The 20,045-nt window shown below is 37.8% G+C and carries 15 protein-coding genes, 2 tRNA genes and 3 pseudogenes; 11 read left to right on the top strand and 9 right to left on the bottom strand.

From position 1 onward, the window contains the following. Window positions 1–239: 239 nt before the first annotated feature. From FTV18_RS00480 to FTV18_RS00445, 8 genes and pseudogenes are all read right to left on the bottom strand, one after another. Window positions 240–446, bottom strand: a pseudogene (locus FTV18_RS00480) (sulfate ABC transporter substrate-binding protein); the annotation flags it as partial. Window positions 447–505: 59 nt separating this feature from the next. Next, window positions 506–796 (bottom strand): annotated as a pseudogene (locus tag FTV18_RS00475) (zinc ribbon domain-containing protein); the annotation flags it as partial. Between the two features lie 454 nt (window positions 797–1,250). Beyond that, complete coding sequence (locus FTV18_RS00470; protein WP_180016601.1) at window positions 1,251–1,778, bottom strand: hypothetical protein; 528 nt, start codon at window positions 1,776–1,778, stop codon at window positions 1,251–1,253. A gap of 1 nt (window position 1,779) precedes the next feature. After that, window positions 1,780–2,214, bottom strand: coding sequence for a hypothetical protein (locus FTV18_RS00465; RefSeq protein WP_180016602.1), 435 nt, complete (start codon window positions 2,212–2,214; stop codon window positions 1,780–1,782). Continuing rightward, complete coding sequence (locus FTV18_RS00460) at window positions 2,207–4,183, bottom strand: hypothetical protein (RefSeq protein ID WP_180016603.1); 1,977 nt, start codon at window positions 4,181–4,183, stop codon at window positions 2,207–2,209. Before FTV18_RS00460 ends, FTV18_RS00465 begins: the two co-directional genes overlap by 8 nt. Then, complete coding sequence (locus FTV18_RS00455; RefSeq protein WP_180016604.1) at window positions 4,183–6,156, bottom strand: hypothetical protein; 1,974 nt, start codon at window positions 6,154–6,156, stop codon at window positions 4,183–4,185. Before FTV18_RS00455 ends, FTV18_RS00460 begins: the two co-directional genes overlap by 1 nt. Continuing rightward, the gene (locus FTV18_RS00450; RefSeq protein WP_180016605.1) at window positions 6,149–7,534 is read right to left on the bottom strand and encodes a site-specific integrase; all 1,386 of its coding nucleotides are present in this window, start codon (window positions 7,532–7,534) and stop codon (window positions 6,149–6,151) included. Before FTV18_RS00450 ends, FTV18_RS00455 begins: the two co-directional genes overlap by 8 nt. 116 nt (window positions 7,535–7,650) lie before the next feature. Then, window positions 7,651–8,673: pseudogene (locus tag FTV18_RS00445) on the bottom strand (RNA-guided endonuclease InsQ/TnpB family protein); the annotation flags it as partial. Between the two features lie 59 nt (window positions 8,674–8,732). On the opposite strand from FTV18_RS00445, the gene tnpA reads away from it, so the two are divergent. The 7 genes from tnpA to FTV18_RS00410 all read left to right on the top strand — a co-directional run bounded on the left by tnpA (window position 8,733) and on the right by FTV18_RS00410 (window position 13,016). Next, entirely contained in the window at window positions 8,733–9,131 is a 399-nt protein-coding gene (gene tnpA / locus FTV18_RS00440; protein WP_004970281.1) for an IS200/IS605 family transposase, read from the top strand. A gap of 473 nt (window positions 9,132–9,604) precedes the next feature. Next, a complete protein-coding gene (locus FTV18_RS00435; protein WP_159122701.1) occupies window positions 9,605–9,910 on the top strand; it encodes a hypothetical protein in 306 nt (101 codons plus the stop codon). 139 nt (window positions 9,911–10,049) lie between these two features. Then, on the top strand, window positions 10,050–11,558 hold the full coding sequence (gltX, locus tag FTV18_RS00430) for a glutamate--tRNA ligase (protein WP_180016606.1): 1,509 nt from the start codon (window positions 10,050–10,052) through the stop codon (window positions 11,556–11,558). A gap of 57 nt (window positions 11,559–11,615) precedes the next feature. Continuing rightward, window positions 11,616–11,691 (top strand) — tRNA-Ala (locus FTV18_RS00425). 36 nt (window positions 11,692–11,727) lie between these two features. After that, a tRNA-Glu gene (locus FTV18_RS00420) sits at window positions 11,728–11,803 on the top strand. 143 nt (window positions 11,804–11,946) lie between these two features. Beyond that, window positions 11,947–12,288, top strand: coding sequence for a hypothetical protein (locus FTV18_RS00415; protein ID WP_004787163.1), 342 nt, complete (start codon window positions 11,947–11,949; stop codon window positions 12,286–12,288). 317 nt (window positions 12,289–12,605) lie between these two features. Continuing rightward, on the top strand, window positions 12,606–13,016 hold the full coding sequence (locus FTV18_RS00410; RefSeq protein ID WP_180016607.1) for an SEL1-like repeat protein: 411 nt from the start codon (window positions 12,606–12,608) through the stop codon (window positions 13,014–13,016). Window positions 13,017–13,059: 43 nt separating this feature from the next. On the opposite strand, the gene ettA is transcribed toward FTV18_RS00410, so the two are convergent. Further along, entirely contained in the window at window positions 13,060–14,721 is a 1,662-nt protein-coding gene (gene ettA / locus FTV18_RS00405) for an energy-dependent translational throttle protein EttA (RefSeq protein WP_005233568.1), read from the bottom strand. Between the two features lie 319 nt (window positions 14,722–15,040). Here ettA and FTV18_RS00400 point away from each other — a divergent pair, with 319 nt between their 5' ends. From FTV18_RS00400 to FTV18_RS00385, 4 genes are all read left to right on the top strand, one after another. Then, window positions 15,041–16,318 carry a bifunctional O-acetylhomoserine aminocarboxypropyltransferase/cysteine synthase gene (locus FTV18_RS00400; RefSeq protein ID WP_180016608.1) on the top strand — a complete coding sequence of 426 codons (1,278 nt, stop codon included), beginning with the start codon at window positions 15,041–15,043 and terminating at the stop codon, window positions 16,316–16,318. 294 nt (window positions 16,319–16,612) lie between these two features. Continuing rightward, entirely contained in the window at window positions 16,613–17,500 is an 888-nt protein-coding gene (locus FTV18_RS00395) for an SDR family NAD(P)-dependent oxidoreductase (RefSeq protein ID WP_034169744.1), read from the top strand. A 215-nt stretch (window positions 17,501–17,715) separates the two neighbouring features. Continuing rightward, window positions 17,716–18,498, top strand: a complete 783-nt coding sequence (hisIE, locus tag FTV18_RS00390) for a bifunctional phosphoribosyl-AMP cyclohydrolase/phosphoribosyl-ATP diphosphatase HisIE (protein ID WP_159122705.1) — start codon at window positions 17,716–17,718, stop codon at window positions 18,496–18,498. 19 nt (window positions 18,499–18,517) lie between these two features. After that, the gene (locus FTV18_RS00385; protein ID WP_034590271.1) at window positions 18,518–20,020 is read left to right on the top strand and encodes an AAA family ATPase; all 1,503 of its coding nucleotides are present in this window, start codon (window positions 18,518–18,520) and stop codon (window positions 20,018–20,020) included. Window positions 20,021–20,045 lie beyond the last annotated feature (25 nt).

Below are 20,045 nucleotides of genomic sequence, written 5' to 3'. Positions count from 1 at the left end.
AGCATCGGGAGATTATCTTCATTAGATATAACTATATGAAATAAAATTATTTTTCGCAATTGAGCAAACAAAGTGCATACAGGGTAATATTTAGTTATTTTTTGTTTTAATTTCATGTTTTATATAATAAAAATATCTAAATTAAAGGCTTATTCTATTTTTATAGCATTTTATGCTTTAGATATAAAAAAAACGGATAATAAATTATCCGCTTTCTACTTATGGTTCAGTAATTAGAATTATTTACGGTTTTCCGCAGAGATTTGATCGTAGATGGCTCCATTCACAAAATGGGTTTTCTGCGCTTTTGCCCAGCCGCCAAAGACTTTATCAATGGTAAAAGTCTGGATTTTTGGGAATTGCGCCGCATATTTTGCTGCTGCTTTAGCATCACGTGGACGGAAGTAATATTTCGCTGCCAGCTCCTGCCCTTTTGGTGAATATAATTGACATACTCCCACCACTTTCGTTTTCACTCAAGTGGGGGATTCTAAAAGCAAAGCTCTTAGGCGACTTCCTCACGGATTTCGCTTGCTTTCTGCTTCTTAGGGCGACCTTTACCGCATCCACCCTCCACAGACAAAACGGCATGTCCTGCCGACAATATATTACGAGATGCGTTTAAATCCGCATTCGCAACATAACCGCATCCGACACACTCAAATTTAGCTTGAGTTTGTCGGTTTTCTTTTGCTACATGACCACATTCACAGCAGGTTTGACTTGTGTACTTCGGATCAACTTTTACAAGTAATCCACCTCGCCATTGTTGCTTATATTCCAACATACTAACAAGCCACACAACACCAAATAAATATAATTATATTTATATGTAATTGAAAATTAAGATATTTGTTGTATTTTTTAAAATTCTATATGGAATTCTATATTTTATAGAATATGAGTATTATATTCCATATTTTTAAAGAGTTTATTTTTCCCAAATTTCATTTGGAATTAGAAATACTTTGGATGAAAAACACTCTAATTAAAGATAAGCTCAATAAAAATGTCCATGAAAAACCTTTTCATGGACACAGTAATTGATTGAAGAATATTATTGCTTATGAGTTTTCAACGGCTTTGTTGCACAAAGATTTCATAACTATATGATTTTAAAAGTTTTGATTATTTTTTGATCCAAAATTAAATTTATTTAAATCAGATGCTTACATATTTATGCAACAAAGCCGTTCCAATTTGAAATTAGGATCTGCTTCATAAGCATAAACTGGTATATATCTACTTTTTTAAAAATGTTCATTTAGTGTCATCTGATGTAGAGTATTTAAAATAATACTACTATCTTCTAGGTAAATATCTTTTTTAGATCTAATATTTAAAAACCAATTTCGCATATCTCTTATATCAGATTGACATATAATATCATTCTCTATTGCTGCACAGATTAGGTGACGTATAATCTCAGTTGTTGCGAGATCTGAATCTTTAAACTCTACTATGCAGTTATTAGTATATGTTTTTAGCTTATCAACACCGTTATAGTAATCACAGAATTTTAAATGTGCATCTTGATCTTCATTATTTCTAAATGAGAAGTGTGCTTGTTTAACTACTTTATTATTTTTACTAGACACACCTTCACGTACTACTATTCCATTAGAAATATTACAACAGGGACACTCCACATCATCTTTTACAAAGAGTCTAAAATCAGGGTTTAATTTCAATTGTTCTACAAATTGGGAATGCAAGTCTTCAAGTTGACTAACTTGTAATTCTCTTTTAAAAGTTTTTGAGTAGGCTGTAATAGGCACATTATTTCTCTGATTTATTGAATTTAACTACATAAGTATCTAAAGCTTGTTTAGCTTCTTTTAACCTTTTATGCAATAAATGATTGTGATATATAAGCGAATTATTTTCACTTAAAGTAATCATATATTTTTGCTTAAGTTCATTTAATTCCTGATTTAGTTCGTTAATTTTATCTGCTTGACTTTTTTTCTGTTCTTTCTTTTTTGCAGTGATTCCTTTCTCTGTAGATTTTCCAGTACGAATATCCTCTGCTTCTTTAATCTTTATAAGGAGATCAGCTAATTCAGAGCGTTGTTTGTTGACAGAACCCCGTTTAAGTCCAGCTTCCAAAGCAACAGTATCATTATTAATTTTATATGGATGTTCTACCTTCAAAGGCTTACCATCTATAAGCCTTTGTAATGCTGTTTCGAGCCTTTCTACTGCTTTAGACATTTTTAACGGTCTCAATTAATGTGATTCGTTTTGCTAGAACTTTATCTATAGACTCAATCTCTATTTTTAATTGATCATGAAAATAGTTTCCTAATTCATATTTAGATAATTGTTTTTTAAGATTATTTTTTACAATCTCAAGTTTCTTAACTGAAGACTGATCAAATATAGCATTTTCACACGTTACACAAGCTGTCGTATAAGCAAATCCTAAACGATTACAATTAGTTTCAAGACTACAACCACCAAGTGGAGTTTCTTTGTAATATATTTGACCTGTTTTAATTAGCTTTTCAGTTTTCTTTCTGTCGGGAAGATATAGTTGTCTTAGATTATTTTTTTGTGTTTCTAAGCTTGTACCTCTAGCCCCAAATAACACATCATCCTGTTCTAAAATATTTAAAAACAAGTTAGTAGTATGTTCAATTTTTTCATTATTAAACTCAGTAACTAACTCAGGTTCGAAGATAAAATTTTTGCTATCAACAGCATTATTTCCATAATGTAACGTCATGTCAAAGCTAATGTGTTGAAGTTGCTTCTTCAAAGTCGGTAATTTTACCAATCCGCTTCTAATAGAATAAACAGTGAGCGACCTTCTGAATTGGTGTGTTTTAAATCGCCATGGTTTTCCAATTACTAGCTCTTCATAGCTATCCCAATCTTCCAAAGGATTAAAATCATATAATTCATTCAAATCCTCTTGGGTAAACAGTTTTGGCTTTAAAATTCGATCAACCCATTTATTAATTCCCTGAGAGATTTCGGCTACTGGTATCCCATATTTTGGCTGTTCCTTACCTACAAATGTAAATGAGGGAAATAATGGGTAATCCTCAAGCTCTAATATATTTAAGTCTTTATATTTTTCTTTCTGTTTTACACTTTTACCACCCAGACGTTTTTTATAATCGTAATAGAATCTATGAATCTCACAGAGTACACGTAAGCATTCAATAGCCTTTTCAATTATATTACTTGTAATCCATGTAGTACATTTAAGACCTGTAACTTTATCTTTACTCGTAAATCCATTTAAAACATAAACTTTCTGCTTGTTGTAAATTTTAGATGTATAAGCATTAATTGGAAGGTTTTGTAATTCACTGATTCGCATACCACTAAAACATAGAACCATCATTGCTGCTATAGCTTGAAAACTTGAATATAGGATGTAAAGATAGGTCGGATTTTTTATTTTTATTTTTTCAAATATCTTTTCCAAGTTATTTTCAGATACTATCTTTTGATACTCTTTTATAGTATGTTTTTTTGAAAAATAATCAAAAGAAAAATTTTTAATCTGTTCTATTTTAGAGTGGTATTCATTTATATAATCTATACACTGAACAACAATGTCAGCATATATATTTGTTGGTATTAGAGTGGTTTGCTTAGATTCTGATTCTAATTTATTAACCATTTTCTCTATTTTTTTTATCTCTTTCTCACTAATACCAAATTTTTCAATTTGATATTTAATTTGTGTATTATTTATTTTATATAAATCTTTGATATATGTTGAGGCAGAAATTTTCTTTAAGCTACAAATGTGTTTTACAATAGTTTCCATAGCTTCTTTGCACAATCTAATATTGCTGAAATTACACCCATATTTAAGACAAATATTAGCTATTTTTTTTAGTCTTTGTCCTTGATAAACAATTATATTTATTAATCGTGAAGAACCATTATTTTGAAATTCAACCATACCTGAGTAAAGTATTAGTTTAATCTGTTCAATTAAAATTTTTGCATTTTCTGAGTTGTTGTCTAACTGAAATATAACCCTTGAAGATGATTGTTTTTTATATGCATAACACATTAAATCCCATTCATTATCTTTATATCTAGATAGAGGATTACCTTCTTTATCAAATGAAATGATAAAGTTGGGTTCAGGTAATGAATCAAAATTACAGTTATTTATCACTGTTAGAAGTTGATTTTGAAATTTTTGCTCAATCATTAGTAATCCATCAACTCAGTTATCAAGTCTATTTGTTGTTGCCAGTATTCAGCATAGTTCCCATCTTCAATATCTTTCTCCACATCCTTAATTATCTCGACTGTTTCAGGATAGGCTGTTGCCGCCTGTTTTAAGATTTCATCAATTCTGTATCTGATATACAGAATTTCATCTTCTTTATTTCTATTGATAGATAAGAAAGTCATTTCTTTAAGAGAAAGTAACTTTTTAATATCTATATAATCTACATGGACTACATATTTTTCACAGAAAAGGCATGACGTAGGATTGCTACAAGTTGGCTCACTTATATTTTGAAATCCAATACCTAATTGTGGATTTTGAACACTACTACATTGCCCTATAGGAGTAGTCTGATTACCCTCAATTTCATTAACAGTGATCTTTACTGGAACAGGTTTATCACTAACTCTAGTTCTTTGATAAGAAGCTTTAGAAACCGCATCGAAGTATTCATTCATTTGGCTATAAAACTGTTCAGGAGTAGATTCTGTATAAGCTTGGCGTGTTGTTGATGGAATATTCCCTGCCTTTTCAGCAGTTACCTCAGAACTATTAGATATTTCGTTAAAAAAATTAGTTACAGATGCCCTTATTATAGAGGGGGTTAAATAATTCACATCTGGGAATTTTTCTTTAAACCAAATTTTATAAAAGCCTGAGTAATGACTAACTTTATAAGAATAAATAAGTCTGGTGATTTGATCTTCTGACTTTTTTTCAAGTTCAATAATTGAAAATAATAATGAAGATGTTTCAAATGATGGGTGAAGAGGTACATTATTTAAAACCCATTCTCTGAATTCAAAAAATTCTTTAAGAATAGACTTAAAGGTAACTGTAAAGGTTACAGGGACTTTATTTTTTTTCGCTCTAGGCTTAATAAGATAGGTGCGTATTGTTTTATTAGTCGAAATTGGACTATCAAAGCTATCCGTTTTAAGTTGAGAAATTAAAGACGGATTCACTGAGCTATCACAGAATATACAAGCTGCAAAAGCATTTATCGCCTTATTAATCAATCTTATTTTGAAGGTAGTAAAAGGCTTATTTCTATCTCCGTAAATACTTTTATATCTCTCATAGATCGTATTAAATTTCTCCTCAGGAATATTTTTTTTAAACTTTAAATAAATACTTTTAGCTTGTTCTAAATCTAGAAATTCACCATTTTTGCCAATAAACATATCATAGTAATCGCTATTTCTACTGGTATTCGACTCTACACAGTGAACTCCTAATTTTTTGCTTTCAATAATTAAAGGAATTGGTTTATTTTCCATTAAGAACGTCTTAATTTGTCTGAAAATTAAGAGATTAATATTGGAGTATGCTTTAAGTTTATCTTCGCTTATAGGTTGCCTATGAGTATATTTTTCTTGAGGAACTTGCCAAGCGATTGTTTTGATATTAAGGCCGTCAATATCAAGATTAAAACCTATCAAATTTGAAAGAAGTGCCTGATAGCTATAAAAAATATTTGTTTTTTTATCATCCTTTAATGCTAGTTGAAAATTAAGATATAGTTTCTCTGAGTATTTCTTGTATAGGTTAAGTTGTGAGTTTTTATCACTCCAATCTTTCTCAACATTCAGTTTATCTAATTCCTTGAATAATCCGGCTAGTTGGAATAAAGAATTTTTGACTGTTGATTGGGAAACTCCATTCACAATATTTTTTTTAATATAGCGTTTGATTAGATCGAGGGATGTGCTATCCCTTAATGTTCCTTTTACAGGCAATACGATATGTCTGATGTGATTGGCTACTGCTGTTCCTTTACTAACCCATTCTTTGTAGCATATTTTGGCACAGTCGAATTTTAGAAGCTCGTTGTTAATGGTGAGCGTCAAGATAATATTTTGGAACGATACAGTTTCATTCTTTAGGAACTCATCTGTATTCATATATACCAACTCTCGTTCTTCATGGAGCGAAACAATATTATTCAATTTCAATCCCCCCATCATTATCGAGGTCTATATCTTCATAAAGCATATTTTCAAATTTCTGATTGGTAGTTAGACTTAGCTCTTCATAACCCGCATAAAGCATATATCCATGAGTGGTAGAGATATTTTTATGCGCCATTCGTTGTTTAAGATAAAGCATTGCTTGGTCAGGTTCGCAATTGGCTTTCAGTAATTTACGAACTAGATTCAACCCAAAGGTCGCTCTAAAATCATGAAATGAGAAAGGCCGAATGTCCTCATTATTGATCTTCATTTCAATTTGGAGCTTTCTTAATAATTCACGTACAGCACCGCCTTTTTGGGGTGAAAATTCATCTTTTGAAGAATCTTTATAATTCTTTTGCCTTTGAACTATTTCTGCTCTAGAAGTATAAAAAGGATTCCCATATCTAGTTAAAAAGACATAGTTTTCATCAGAAATACCATAGAAACTTAACTCAGCCCTTTCTTTCCATTCTTCTGAATTAACGTAATTCCATAAGTTTTTAACAATCTGTACAGGTATTCTTAATTTATAAGAAACCTTATTTTTAGTATCAATTGTTCCACCTACCTGAATAGAGTAAGTATTGTCGCCTGAGTTGATCTTTCCTTTTGTTTTAAGATCTAAGATGTGTTTTTTCTTGAACGTGCAAACTGTTTGCAATCTAGCTCCAGTATGTAGAGCTAACGAACACATTAAGCTCAATTCAACAGGGGCATCCTTCAAATACTTATTTAGTATCTTTTGCTCAGAAACCGTTAAAGGATGAAGACGACCACCATCAATAATTTCATCTGAACTTACAGTTCTATTATTTCTTGGAATAGCATAATTTGTGGTTTCAACGTCTTTATATTTAGCATCACCAAATTCCCCTCTAATCAAGATACGTCTAGTTAATGTCTTATAAGCACGATCTTTTAAATGGCTGCCAAATAATTTGAATTCAATACAAAAATTATAAAGATTAATAACTGCTCTCATTCTTTCACTAGCATAAGAGCTTGAGAATGCACCACAACTTATTTGATCGTTTAAATATTTAAAGTACAAAGCCGTAGGACGTTTTTCTTCTTCTAAAGGAAATTCACCAAAAGTTAAAAAATTTTTATCCAAAAAACGTAAATAGTCTAAAAGATGGAATCCAATAGTAACGAGAGTGTCTGAGTCTTTATTTTCAGTAATAAATAGATGTTGAAGATATATTGAAGCTATCTGCCATATTTCTCCATTGTTTTTAACTATCGCTGGAAATCTTGCAGCATAAAAATCATCTACAACATAGAAGGATTTTTTTTCAGGATCAAATCGTTGAGGACGGAAGCCTTTAATAATCTCAACTTTTGCTATTGAAGTGTGAATATTAGATTCCACTGTATTTCCGACTCATTTAATTCCATGAGTCTATTATACATTTCGACTTTAAATATTCTATATTTTATTTATATTATTTTGGTGTTGTGTGTAATTATTTATTTTTGGTGTTGTGTGACGAGCATGCCCCAACCTTGATCTAGGATTGATTTGTTTAAGCCTGACTTAGCTTTTACATTCTTTCCTTGATTTTCGATTGTGCCACTTGCTGACTTCGACATATTTGCTACTTTTAAATCCTCAACAGCAATCATTGCGTGGTTTTTGCTGAGCGTTGTAGTGATTTTTTGCAAGTAGTCATGACGAATATTGGCAATGTGATGATGTAGTTTATTGATTTTAAAATTCAGTTTTTTCCAATTTTGACTAAATTTAACTTTCTTTCTCTGCTTCCGTTGAAGTCTAGCTAATTTAATCTGATTGGTTTTAAAGCTATTGATCGGGTCAAAGACCTGACCATTTGAGGTAGTGATTAATTTCTTAACACCAAGATCAACACCAATCGCTGATTTTGATGGGTGGATCGGCATTTCAGTAAGTTCTGTTTCAGTACAGAATGAAACGTACCAACGTCCTGACACCTTACTGATCGTCACATTTTTTATTGTGCCTAGAATCTCTTGCGACTTCCTGAATTTAATAACACCTACGCCATTAGGGAGTTTGAGTTTATTTCCTTTAACCCAACAGTATTTATCGAATTGTACAAGGCGAATGGAATCATAACCGTCTGATTTTTTCTTAAATCTAGGCATAAGTGGGCGCAACTGAACCTCAGTACCATCAGCCAATTTAAAAAATTTAGGTTTCTTAGGTTTGCGCTTTTTTTCTTTTAGTCGAGCATGTTCTTTAGGGTTGAAAAACTTCCCCCATGCTGATGCAAGATCACGAACTTTTTGTTGAAGTGACACAGCATTTGAATTTCCATCTAAAAAGCTAAACTGAGGATTCTTTTTCAGTGCTGTTATCTTTTTTACTAGATTCACCGCATTAATGTGTTTATTTTGAGCAAACATTTCAAATGAAATTGCTAATATTTGATTCCAAACAAAGCGTGCAGAGCCAACGAGATTATTTAAAATAACCTCTTGCTCGACATTAGGCTCAAGCCTAAATTTATACGCTTTATTGATTTTCATTAATGAGTGTGTATCTGGTAATATGGTGCTGATTCTAACATTTTAGGTATATTTTTTCAATGAGTGAGATATATAAAAACCGACATTCAGCCTTTAATCTTCATGTTCATTTAGTTTTTATAACGAAATATCGAAAAAAAATACTAGGTGAGTTGCATCATAAATATTTCAATGAGTGTGCAACTGAAATATGTAAAGATTTTGATGCTGAATTAAAGGAATGTAATGGTGAATCCGACCATGTTCACATGCTTATTCAGTATCCACCAACGGTACAGTTAAGCAAATTGGTTAATAATTTAAAGTCTGTAACAAGTAGAAGAATGCGAAATGAGTTTTTAGACTTGAGAGGGAATTATACAAAACCTGTTTTATGGTCAAGATCATATTTTGCAGGGTCTTGTGGTGGTGCGCCTTTGGAAATAATCAAACAATATATTCAGAATCAACAAGGTTGAAATTTGTGAAATTCACCTCCACCCTGACTGACGGGTGGAGTCCTCTTTCACTTGGAGATAGTAGAAGTTATTATCTTTTTCATGATGGGCACTCATTGCTAATTTACTCAGCACTATATAAACAAAAAAATTACTTAACAATCATGTGTTTATAATATTTTATCCAATCATATTCTATTTTTGATATATATGCTCACAATTCATTTCGGATACATTTTCCCCTAAAAATTTAATATCCTGCTACAATATAAGACAGTTCTTCACGATCTCTACACAGTTATCTGTTACAAATAGGCAACTTAAATGTGGAAATCCTGAGATTTAGTAATTTTCCACAGAGAAATATTAGTTTTTTGTAAAAAATGTGACTTGGTTCTACTTTTTCATATCTGAATGTGATTAGATTGTAGCCAGTATTATAACAACATTTTTAACAAAACAAGATTAACCAAAGCCAAGGAGGAAGTTTGGATATGAAATTTAAAATATTTACAGCCAGCATCCTAAGTCTTATCACGCTGTTCTCGATTCAACTTGGCCATGCCGTAGTTGTGAAAACAGAGCTACCTAAAGCCTCTGTAAGTGCAATTGAAGTGAAAACCTCACCAATTGAAAAAGCAATTCAGCAACATAAAGCTGATAAAAATGCTTTTCATACTGAGGATGAACTTAAAGCGCTGACTGCGTTCAAATCAAATCCGACTCAAAGCTTTTTTGCAGCTCAAAACTTGCGCTTTACCCGCTTTGTGCAAAGTATCTTTTCTCCGAGCAATTCATAAGACTTAGTTTTAGTTCTCCACATTCGTTATATTTTGCTCATCCTGAAAAGCCGCATCATTCAATGTTGAATAAAGCATTAAGTGATGTGGCTTTTTCGTTATAATAGCTGCAATTTTATATTTAAGATTAGATCCGGTTATGACTGTTCGTACTCGTATTGCACCTTCTCCTACCGGTTTCCCGCATGTGGGAACTGCCTATATTGCCCTGTTCAACCTGTGTTTTGCCAAACAGCACGGTGGCGAATTCATTCTTCGTATTGAAGATACGGATCAGCTGCGTTCTACTCCTGAATCTGAAAAAATGATTCTGGACTCCCTACGCTGGTTAGGCCTGAACTGGTCAGAAGGTCCAGATGTCAGTGGTCCACATGCACCGTACCGTCAGTCAGAACGCATGAGCATCTATAAAAAATACGCAGAAGAACTGGTAGATAAAGGTCATGCCTTCTACTGCTTCGCAACAGCGCAAGAACTGGATGAAATGCGTGCTGAACAGCAGGCTCGTGGCGAAACTCCACGCTACGATGGCCGCGGTCTAAAACTGTCTAAAGAAGAAGTGGCACGTCGTCTGGCATCTGGTGAACCGCACGTGATCCGCATGAAAGTGCCGACTGAAGGGGTATGTACCTTTAATGACATGCTGCGCGGTGAAGTAGAAATTCCATGGGCGCAAGTCGACATGCAAATTCTGCTAAAAACGGATGGTCTGCCAACTTACCATCTGGCAAACGTGGTTGATGATCACCTGATGCAAATTACCCATGTGATTCGTGGTGAAGAATGGATTCCATCTGCACCAAAACATCAGTTGCTGTATAAATACTTTGGTTGGGACATGCCAGTCCTGTGCCACATGCCTCTACTGCGTAACCCGGACAAATCAAAACTGTCTAAACGTAAGAACCCAACTTCAATCAATTACTATAAAGACATCGGTGTATTGCCAGAAGCATTGTTGAACTATCTGGGCCGTATGGGCTGGTCAATGCCAGATGAGCGTGAAAAATTCACTTTGGCTGAAATGATTGAACACTTTGATATTAACCGTGTCTCTCTAGGTGGTCCAATCTTTGATGTTGAAAAACTAAACTGGTTGAATGGTCAATGGATTAAAGCCCTCTCTCCTGCTGAACTGTTAGATACCTTACTGGCCTGGAAAGCAGACCGTGCCAAACTGGAAGAAATCGCTGCTGCAATTCAACCACGGATCAATCTGCTGTCTGAAGCAGTGAACTGGTCAGCGCATTATTTCAACCATTTCCCGACTTTGACTAAAGAACAGTTCGAAAGCAAAAAACTTTCTGAAGAACAAGTGCGTCAAAGCCTGCAATTTGCGATCTGGCGTCTAGAAAGCCTGTTCACCTGGAACAATGACACTGTTAGCCAAACGTTGATGGATCTGGCGAATCAGATGGGCATTAAATTACGTGACTTTATGCCAGCGTTCTTTATTGCGATTGCCGGTTCAACCGCTTCTACCCCAGTCATGCAGACCATGGTTACCATTGGTCCGGATCTAACTTTTGCCCGTCTGCGCCACGCGCTGGAAGTGGTCGGTGCTCCTAGCAAGAAAGAAGTAAAAGCTTGGGAAAAACTAAATGAGAGTCTGAAACTGCCGAAAAATGAAGCAGTTGATCAAGCTTAATTTATTTTTTAGTTGACGTCTAAGCGTTATATCCATAATATAGCGCTCACACAGACTGGGGTCATAGCTCAGTTGGTAGAGCGCTACAATGGCATTGTAGAGGTCAGGAGTTCGATCCTCCTTGACTCCACCAAATAAGTCTTGCTTTACCTGTGTATTTGCCTCATTTGTCCCTATCGTCTAGAGGCCTAGGACATCGCCCTTTCACGGCGGTAACCGGGGTTCGAATCCCCGTAGGGACGCCATATTCAAGATGGCAACATCTTAATAAAAAACCCAAGCATTGTGACTTGGGTTTTTTATTGTCTGTCTGTTTTATATTGGCGGTATTTCGGTTTTTGCGTATCTTCCGATAAAATAATCAGTAATTTAGAATTTTGGAGTTGTAATGCAATATCGTTGCCCTAAATGTCAAAGCCCAAAAATCATGCCCGTTGCTCAGCCAGGTCAACCAGCGGCGCGTCCTGTCGTGCCTAAAAGCCTGATCATGCTGGTGCCTGCCCTGTTTGTATTATTGCTGCTGGTCATCATTAGCATCGCGATGTGGATTTTTGGAGATGGTGCAGGTACGACTTTACAGACCGCCACTGTGATCGTGTTTATTATCTGTCTGATCGCAGGCTTCATGTTCTATAAAGATTTGCCTGATTTTAAAATTTCTATGCAGGCTTTCATGCAAAGCCAAAAGAAATGGAAATGCCGTGAATGCAATCATGAGTGGGAAATCTGATTTCTATAGTTCACTCATTTTCAAAGCTAAAAATCTTGCATGCTTATGCAAGATTTTTTTATTAGTAGAACTAAATTTTCTACCATCCAATATTAAAGTGTCGACTAGAGCAATAAATTCATATTTTTTCTAATTTACTTCACTTTTAAAATGAAGTTTTTTTATTTCTACTGCTTGTTTTTGCTCATTAAATACACAAAAATATCAACATGAGACTAAAAGCATGCAATTCATTACCGAAATAAAACCGCTTTATATTGTAGTCTTTAGTGGATAGTTTAAATAATTGTTAATAATGGCAAAGGTGAGGAATAAAAATGCTTAAACTTAAAAAAGTCATACATTTTCTGTTTTCTCATGATCAGCCTACAGGTTCAGAAATGGAAAATGCTATTTCTGAAGCAGATACCTATTATCTGGAAGCTGTACAGCTTGAAAAGCTTTGCCATGTTTTAAAGCAACACCAAGCCGAACATTTTCAAATTACGCAGCTAGAGCAGCAAGAAAATTATCAACGCAATGCTTTCTGGAATTACTTAAGTGCAGCCACGCGTGGACACGTCGAAGCGCAATATAGACTGGGTAAACACTTTCTTAAAGGTAGTCTAGGCTTAGACCAGAATTATTTTCATGCTGAAGAATGGCTGAATAAGGCTAAACAGCAAGGTCATTTAAAAGCTGCGCGTCTGTTATCGAATACTTATAGCCAAATGAGTGTCCAATATTAAAGAAAAAAACCAGCCCAAAGGCCGGTTTTTTTATGCGCTTTGATTAAGCACCAATTTTGCGGTATTTCTGACGCTTCGCTGCCAGATCATCGCCATATTTCTTACGGCGATATTCTTCAAACTCGGTATAGTTACCGGTGAAGAATTCTGGAGTCTCATCTTCAAATGACAAGATGTGAGTCGCAATACGGTCCAGGAACCAGCGGTCATGCGATACCACCATCACACAGCCCGGGAAGACCAAAATCGCATCTTCTAACGCACGTAAAGTTTCTACGTCCAAGTCGTTTGATGGTTCATCGAGCAGGATAACGTTCGCACCTTGTTGCAGGATTTTCGCAAGTTGTAAACGGTTACGCTCACCACCTGACAATTCACCTACGCGTTTTTGCTGATCTTGGCCTTTAAAGTTAAAGCGTCCAATATAAGCACGAGATGCAATTTCGTAATCGCCCACTTTCAGGATATCCAGACCGCCAGACACTTCTTCCCAAACGGTTTTATTGTCATCCAGGGTGTCACGGATCTGACCCACATAAGCAACTTTTACAGAATCACCTAAAGTCACTGTACCAGTATCGGGTTGCTGTTCGCCCGTCATCATACGGAACAGTGTAGTTTTACCTGCACCGTTTGGACCTACGATACCGACAATCGCTGTTGGTGGTACTGTGAAAGACAAGTCTTTATACAGCAGTTTGTCACCAAATGATTTACTGATCCCTTCAACTTCAACCACCTTGTTGCCCAGACGTGGACCAGGTGGAATATAGATTTCAGAAGTTTCATTACGTTGCTGGAATTCACGAGAGTTAAGCTCCTCGAAACGTTCCATACGTGCTTTGTTTTTCTTCTGCTGGCCTTTCGCATTTGAACGAACCCATTCAAGTTCTTTTTTCAATGCTTTAGCAAAAGATTCTTCCTGCTTGTTCTCTTGTTCTAAACGCGCATTTTTCTGTTCCAGCCAAGAAGAATAGTTACCTTGGTAAGGAATACCATGTCCACGGTCAAGCTCCAGAATCCACTCGGCCACGTTATCCAGGAAGTAACGGTCGTGCGTAATCGCCACGATAGTGCCTGGGAAGTCTTTCAGGAAGCGTTCCAGCCAAGATACAGATTCTGCATCCAAGTGGTTGGTTGGTTCGTCAAGAAGCAACATGTCTGGTTTAGACAGCAGCAAACGGCACAATGCAACACGACGGCGTTCACCACCTGAAAGCATGGTTACATCTGCATCCCATGCAGGCAGATTTAATGCTGCTGCAGCCTGTTCCAGCTGGTTATTCAGGTTATGCGCATCCCAAGTCTGGATAATTGCTTCCAGTTTTTCCTGTTCTTTCGCCAAAGCATCGAAGTCTGCATCCGGATCTGCATAGTCTGCAAATACCTGATCAAGGCGTTCAAGTGCATCAAGTGCTTCACGTACGCCGTCTTCAACGTTGCCACGAACGTCTTTGGTTGGATCAAGTGGTGGTTCTTGCTCGAGGTAACCAATTTTGATACCCGGTTGCGCACGTGCTTCACCAGAGAAATCTTTATCTACGCCCGCCATAATACGAAGCAAAGTAGATTTACCTGCACCGTTCAGACCAAGCACACCAATTTTTGCGCCTGGGAAAAATGATAAGGAGATATCCTTGAGGATTTCGCGCTTTGGCGGAACCATCTTGGACACTCGGTTCATCGTATAAATATATTGGGCCACGTAGGACTCCTCAATTGAAAAACCAAATGGGGGAAGAAACAAACTCCCCCTGCTCAATCATGAGCGAAAAAATAATCGGCTATTATACGCAGAAAGTCTTCAAAACATAAGCCATTCACGTGAAGTTAATGCCTTGTTACAAGTTTAATCCTGTTTATTTTTCAAACAGCATTTCTAACACCTAAACTTGCATTATTTTATTGATGCTATATCGTTAATTAAGATATTCATTTGAATAAATATGCACTTTTCTTCATATTTCAAGTGCTAATATTTGAGCAGTTTCATTACAGCTAAAAACACAAGAAGACCAACGATCATGACTCATAAAGCAGAAACTTTAGCGATTCACGCAGGCTATAGCCCGGAACCTACTACTAAAGCTGTGGCAGTGCCGATTTATCAAACCACCTCATATGCCTTTGACAATACTCAGCACGGTGCCGATCTGTTTGACCTGAAAGTTCAGGGCAATATTTATACCCGCATTATGAACCCTACCACAGCGGTGCTAGAACAACGTATTGCAGCTCTGGAAGGCGGGATTGGTGCACTGGCATTGGCTTCGGGTATGGCTGCGATTACCTATGCGATTCAGACCATTGCTGAAGCAGGTGACAATATTGCTTCGGTGTCTACTTTATATGGCGGCACCTATAACCTGTTTGCACATACCCTGCCTAAACAAGGGATCGAAGTTCGCTTCTTTGATTATCAAGATCCGGAAGCATTACGTGGCCTAATTGATGACAAGACCAAACTGGTTTTTGTGGAATCAATTGGTAACCCGCTGGGTAATATTATTGACCTCGAAGCGATTTCCAAAATTGCCCATGAATATGGCGTACCAGTCATCGTCGACAATACTGTAGCGACACCAGTCCTACAGAAATCTTTTGATTTCGGTGCCGACATCGTGGTGCATTCACTGACCAAATATATTGGTGGTCATGGGAATTCGATTGGCGGCATTATCGTGGATAGCGGTAAATTCCCATGGGGTCAACATGCCGAGCGTTTCCCTGCTCTGAATACACCTGATCCGAGTTATCACGGTGTTAATTATGTTGAAGCTTTAGGTGAAGCGGCGTATATCGCGCGTGCTCGTGTCGTACCTCTGCGTAATACCGGGGCAGCGATCAGCCCGCAAAATGTATTTTTAATTCTGCAAGGCTTGGAAACTTTGAGCCTGCGTATGGAACGTCATACCGAAAATGCGCTGAAGGTTGCAGAATATTTGCAACAACATCCAAAAGTAAAATGGGTCAATTATGCCGGTCTGAAAGATCACCCGCAGCATGCTTTGGCACAAAAATATGTGAAAGGTAAACCGTCTGCCATTCTGACTTTTGGTGTAGAAGGTGGCCGTGAAGGCGGTGCCCGTTTTATCGATGCCCTGCAACTGTTCACCCGTCTGGTCAATATTGGGGATGCTAAGAGTCTCGCCTGTCATCCTGCAACCACCACCCACCGCCAGCTCAATCCTGAAGAGCTCAAATCAGCAGGTGTGAGTGAAGATATGGTTCGCTTATCGATTGGAATTGAACACATTGATGACCTGATTGCGGATCTGGAACAATCTCTTGCAGCAGTTTAAGCGCCATTTTAAAGCAGAAAACTCCAGCAAAAATGCTGGAGTTTTTTTATTTATTTTTTGAATACAATCACTTGCTTTGTGATTTATTTTCATGATAAAAATCAATTGAAACGGCGAACACAATTAGAGCAATTACTCTAATTTTTATTTTATTTTCAATAGTTTAATGTATAGATTTTCTTAAATAATTAGTTATTATATTAGTACTCATCTTCGCTCTTATCTCTTTAGAGCCATCTTTGATTTTTTAATAAAAATAATTTGAACGCAGTCTTCAAATTAGGGATAACAAACGTGAAAACTAGACTACAGAAACAATTGGAAAAACGTATTGCAGGTAAAACTGTTCTCATTACAGGCGCATCCAGTGGTATAGGTTTAACGACGGCACATCAGCTGGCAGATGCTGGCGCACATGTTTTACTGGTCGCGCGTACCAAAGACACCCTAGAACAAGTAAAAAAAGAAATTGAATCCAAAGGCGGTAAAGCTTCGGTATTTCCATGTGATCTCAACAATATGGAATCCATTGATGAAGTGTCCAAACAGATTATTGCTTCAGTCGACCATATCGATATCCTGATTAACAATGCGGGCCGCTCGATTCGCCGTGCAGTGCATGAATCAGTGGATCGTTTTCATGATTTTGAACGTACCATGCAGCTAAATTATTTTGGTGCAGTGCGCCTGGTGATGAATATCCTGCCGCAAATGATGATTCGCCGTGCAGGTCATATCATTAATATCAGCTCGATTGGTGTATTGGCGAACGCCACCCGCTTCTCGGCTTATGTCGCATCTAAAGCGGCACTGGATGCTTTCAGCCGCTGTCTGTCTGCAGAAGTCCATTCACATAAAGTTGCAATCACTTCAATTTATATGCCTTTGGTTCGTACACCAATGATCGCACCGACCAAGATCTATAAATATGTGCCTACCCTGTCTCCGGAACAGGCAGCTGAACTGGTTGCTTATGCGATTGTGAAACGTCCGAAGAAAGTCGCAACCAATTTGGGACGTCTGGCTTCGATTACCTATGCGATTGCACCAGACATCAACAATGTCCTGATGTCGATCGGTTATAACCTGTTCCCAAGCTCTTCAGCATCAGTGGGTCAGCCGCAAAAACTGAACTGGGTGCAAAAGGCCTATGCGCGGATCTTCCCGGGCGAGCATTGGTAATTTCTTCAAGAATATTTCGGCCGCCTAAGGGCGGCTATTTTATTTCTGCACTTTAGAGATTCAACCGCTCAGGTTTATAATCTGAATGTGCCTAACGACACATCCTGTCTTTTCAGGTACAGATTTTTGCCGCAAATGCGACGAGATCACGTACACTATGGACGGATATTTCCTATCCATCTTTTTATATTCTGATTCAATTAATGGAAACCCTTATGAACAACGTGCAATGGCTCGATGAAGTAAAATTTAACGAACAAGGTCTGATCCCTGCCATTGCCCAGCACCATCAAACTGGTCGTGTATTGATGGTCGCCTGGATGAATCGTGAAGCGCTGGCTTTAACTGCTGAAAAAAATCAGGCGGTATATTTCTCCCGTTCACGTAACAAGTTATGGCATAAGGGTGAAGAATCTGGTCATTTCCAGACTGTGCATGAAATCCGTCTGGACTGTGATGCGGACGTGATTATTTTACAGATTGAACAGCATGGTGGTATTGCCTGCCATACCGGCCGTGAATCATGTTTCTATCGTAAACTGACACCGAATGGCTGGGAAATTGTGGATGCACAAATTAAAGATCCAGCAGCAATCTATGGTGAAAAATCAACAAATCCACATACCCTTGCTATGAATGCCTCAACTGCTCAGTCTGAACAGGTTGAAGTATTATCATACTTGGGCGAGATGATGGCAGAGCGTAAGAAAGCTGATCCGGAATCCTCTTATGTGGCCAAGCTGTACCATAAAGGTTTAAACAAGATTCTGGAAAAAGTCGGTGAAGAAAGCTTTGAAACCGTGATCGCGGCTAAAGATTTCAAAACTGAAGCCTCTGAAGACAACAAGAATGACCTGATCTATGAAGTAGCTGATCTGTGGTTCCATACCATTGTCATGCTTGGTTATTTTGACCTTGATCCACAACTGGTCCTGAATGAACTGGCACGCCGTCAGGGTCTATCCGGTCTGGTTGAAAAAGCCAATCGTCAACATTAAGTCGTGAATGAATCTACCTGTGTCTGATCTGCAAAAACCCAAAGCGACCTATGAGCAGGCCACTGCCATTGATAACGCACGTCTGGGAAAATCTTTTAAAGTCATTGCCTATGCGGGCACAGGTAAAACTACGACCCTGCAAATGATCAGTGATGCCATGCCGGAACGGCGCGGCATGTATCTGGCGTTTAATAAATCCATTGCCTCAGAAGCACAAAACAAGTTTCATCGTGGTGTCGACTGCCGTACTTTCCACTCCCTGGCTTTTCGCAGTGTTCCACGTGGAGTCACGGATAAACTACGCCTACCGCGTTTAAGTCCAAGCTTTATTGCCAAAGAATATCGCCTTGAACCGATGACCTTGCGCCGGATGATGGGCGGACGTTATGAAAAATATGTACTGATGCCTTCGCGTCTGGCCAGTCTGGTCGCGAATGCAGTTGGCTATTTCTGCTCAACCAGTTCGCAATATCCCGCCCCGCGACATATTCAGGCACCGAGCTGGCTACACCCAGATGATATTGAAGCATTGCAAAAGAAACTTTATCCAGCAGTTGAACGGCGTTGGTTAGAGTCAATTGATCCCAATCATCAGGCCGGGATTGGGCATGATATTTACCTGAAACTTTGGGCATTGTCTGAGCCCAATATTCCTGCCGACTATGTGCTGTTTGATGAAGCACAGGATGCCGACCCACTGATGCTGGGAATTTTGCTGAAACAGCGTAGCACTCAGGTCATCTATGTCGGCGATGCGCATCAGCAGATTTATGCCTGGCGTGGCGCAGTGAATGCCATGCAGCAGCTGCCGCTACCCGAATCTCGTCTGACCACTTCATTCCGTTTCGGGCCTGAAATTGCGCTGAATGCCAATGCGATTTTGGGAGCATTGAATGAAACCGTGCCCCTACTCGGTAATCCGCACTTAAACTCCAAAGTCGTCAATAAACCGCACACTAAATTACGCGATGCGATTCTATGCCGGACCAATGCGCGTGCTATGGAACTATTACTTGCCGGTTTAGTACGTGGCGATAAAGTCAGCCTGCAAGCGGATCATGTCAAACTGAACCGTTTTGTTGATGCCGCTGCGATGCTGAAACAGGGCAAGCGTGTAGTTGATGTGCCTGAACTGGCTTGGTTTAACTCATGGCATGATGTACACGAATACTGTGAGACCAATGAAGGCAGTGATATCAAGCCTTTAGTCAAACTGGTCGATGAACATGGCACTGATCCCCTGAAAACTGCCCTCGCCAAAATCACCCCAATCGGACAAGCGGACTACATCATCTCTACCGCGCATAAGGCCAAAGGTCTGGAATGGGATCGTGTGCATATTGAAGATGACTACCAGTTCAAGCTGAATGAGAAAGACCATAAAATTAGTGACGAAGAGTTACGTCTGCTTTACGTGGCCTGTACTCGTGCTAAAGTAAGCTTAAATATTCATCACATTTATGACCTCATTCAACAACTGAAAATCAGGATGCCACAGTCACTGCGCCAAGCCGTTGGCTAAGGTAAAACATAGATGTAAAAATCAC

It is taken from the genome of Acinetobacter sp. YH12241 (assembly GCF_013417535.1).
Classification (GTDB): Bacteria; Pseudomonadota; Gammaproteobacteria; order Pseudomonadales; family Moraxellaceae; genus Acinetobacter.
Note: the sequence above shows the minus strand (reverse complement) of the source record. Positions and strands in the feature narration are given on the sequence as shown.

Excerpts from the sequence above, each read along its gene's own strand:
- FTV18_RS00465 (WP_180016602.1), bottom strand. The coding sequence starts at position 2,214 with ATGTCTAAAGCAGTAGAAAGGCTCGAAACAGCATTACAAAGGCTTATA.
- FTV18_RS00460 (WP_180016603.1), bottom strand. The coding sequence starts at position 4,183 with ATGATTGAGCAAAAATTTCAAAATCAACTTCTAACAGTGATAAATAAC.
- tnpA (WP_004970281.1), top strand. The coding sequence starts at position 8,733 with ATGAGTGAGATATATAAAAACCGACATTCAGCCTTTAATCTTCATGTT.
- FTV18_RS00435 (WP_159122701.1), top strand. The coding sequence starts at position 9,605 with ATGAAATTTAAAATATTTACAGCCAGCATCCTAAGTCTTATCACGCTG.
- gltX (WP_180016606.1), top strand. The coding sequence starts at position 10,050 with ATGACTGTTCGTACTCGTATTGCACCTTCTCCTACCGGTTTCCCGCAT.
- FTV18_RS00415 (WP_004787163.1), top strand. The coding sequence starts at position 11,947 with ATGCAATATCGTTGCCCTAAATGTCAAAGCCCAAAAATCATGCCCGTT.
- FTV18_RS00410 (WP_180016607.1), top strand. The coding sequence starts at position 12,606 with ATGCTTAAACTTAAAAAAGTCATACATTTTCTGTTTTCTCATGATCAG.
- FTV18_RS00400 (WP_180016608.1), top strand. The coding sequence starts at position 15,041 with ATGACTCATAAAGCAGAAACTTTAGCGATTCACGCAGGCTATAGCCCG.
- hisIE (WP_159122705.1), top strand. The coding sequence starts at position 17,716 with ATGAACAACGTGCAATGGCTCGATGAAGTAAAATTTAACGAACAAGGT.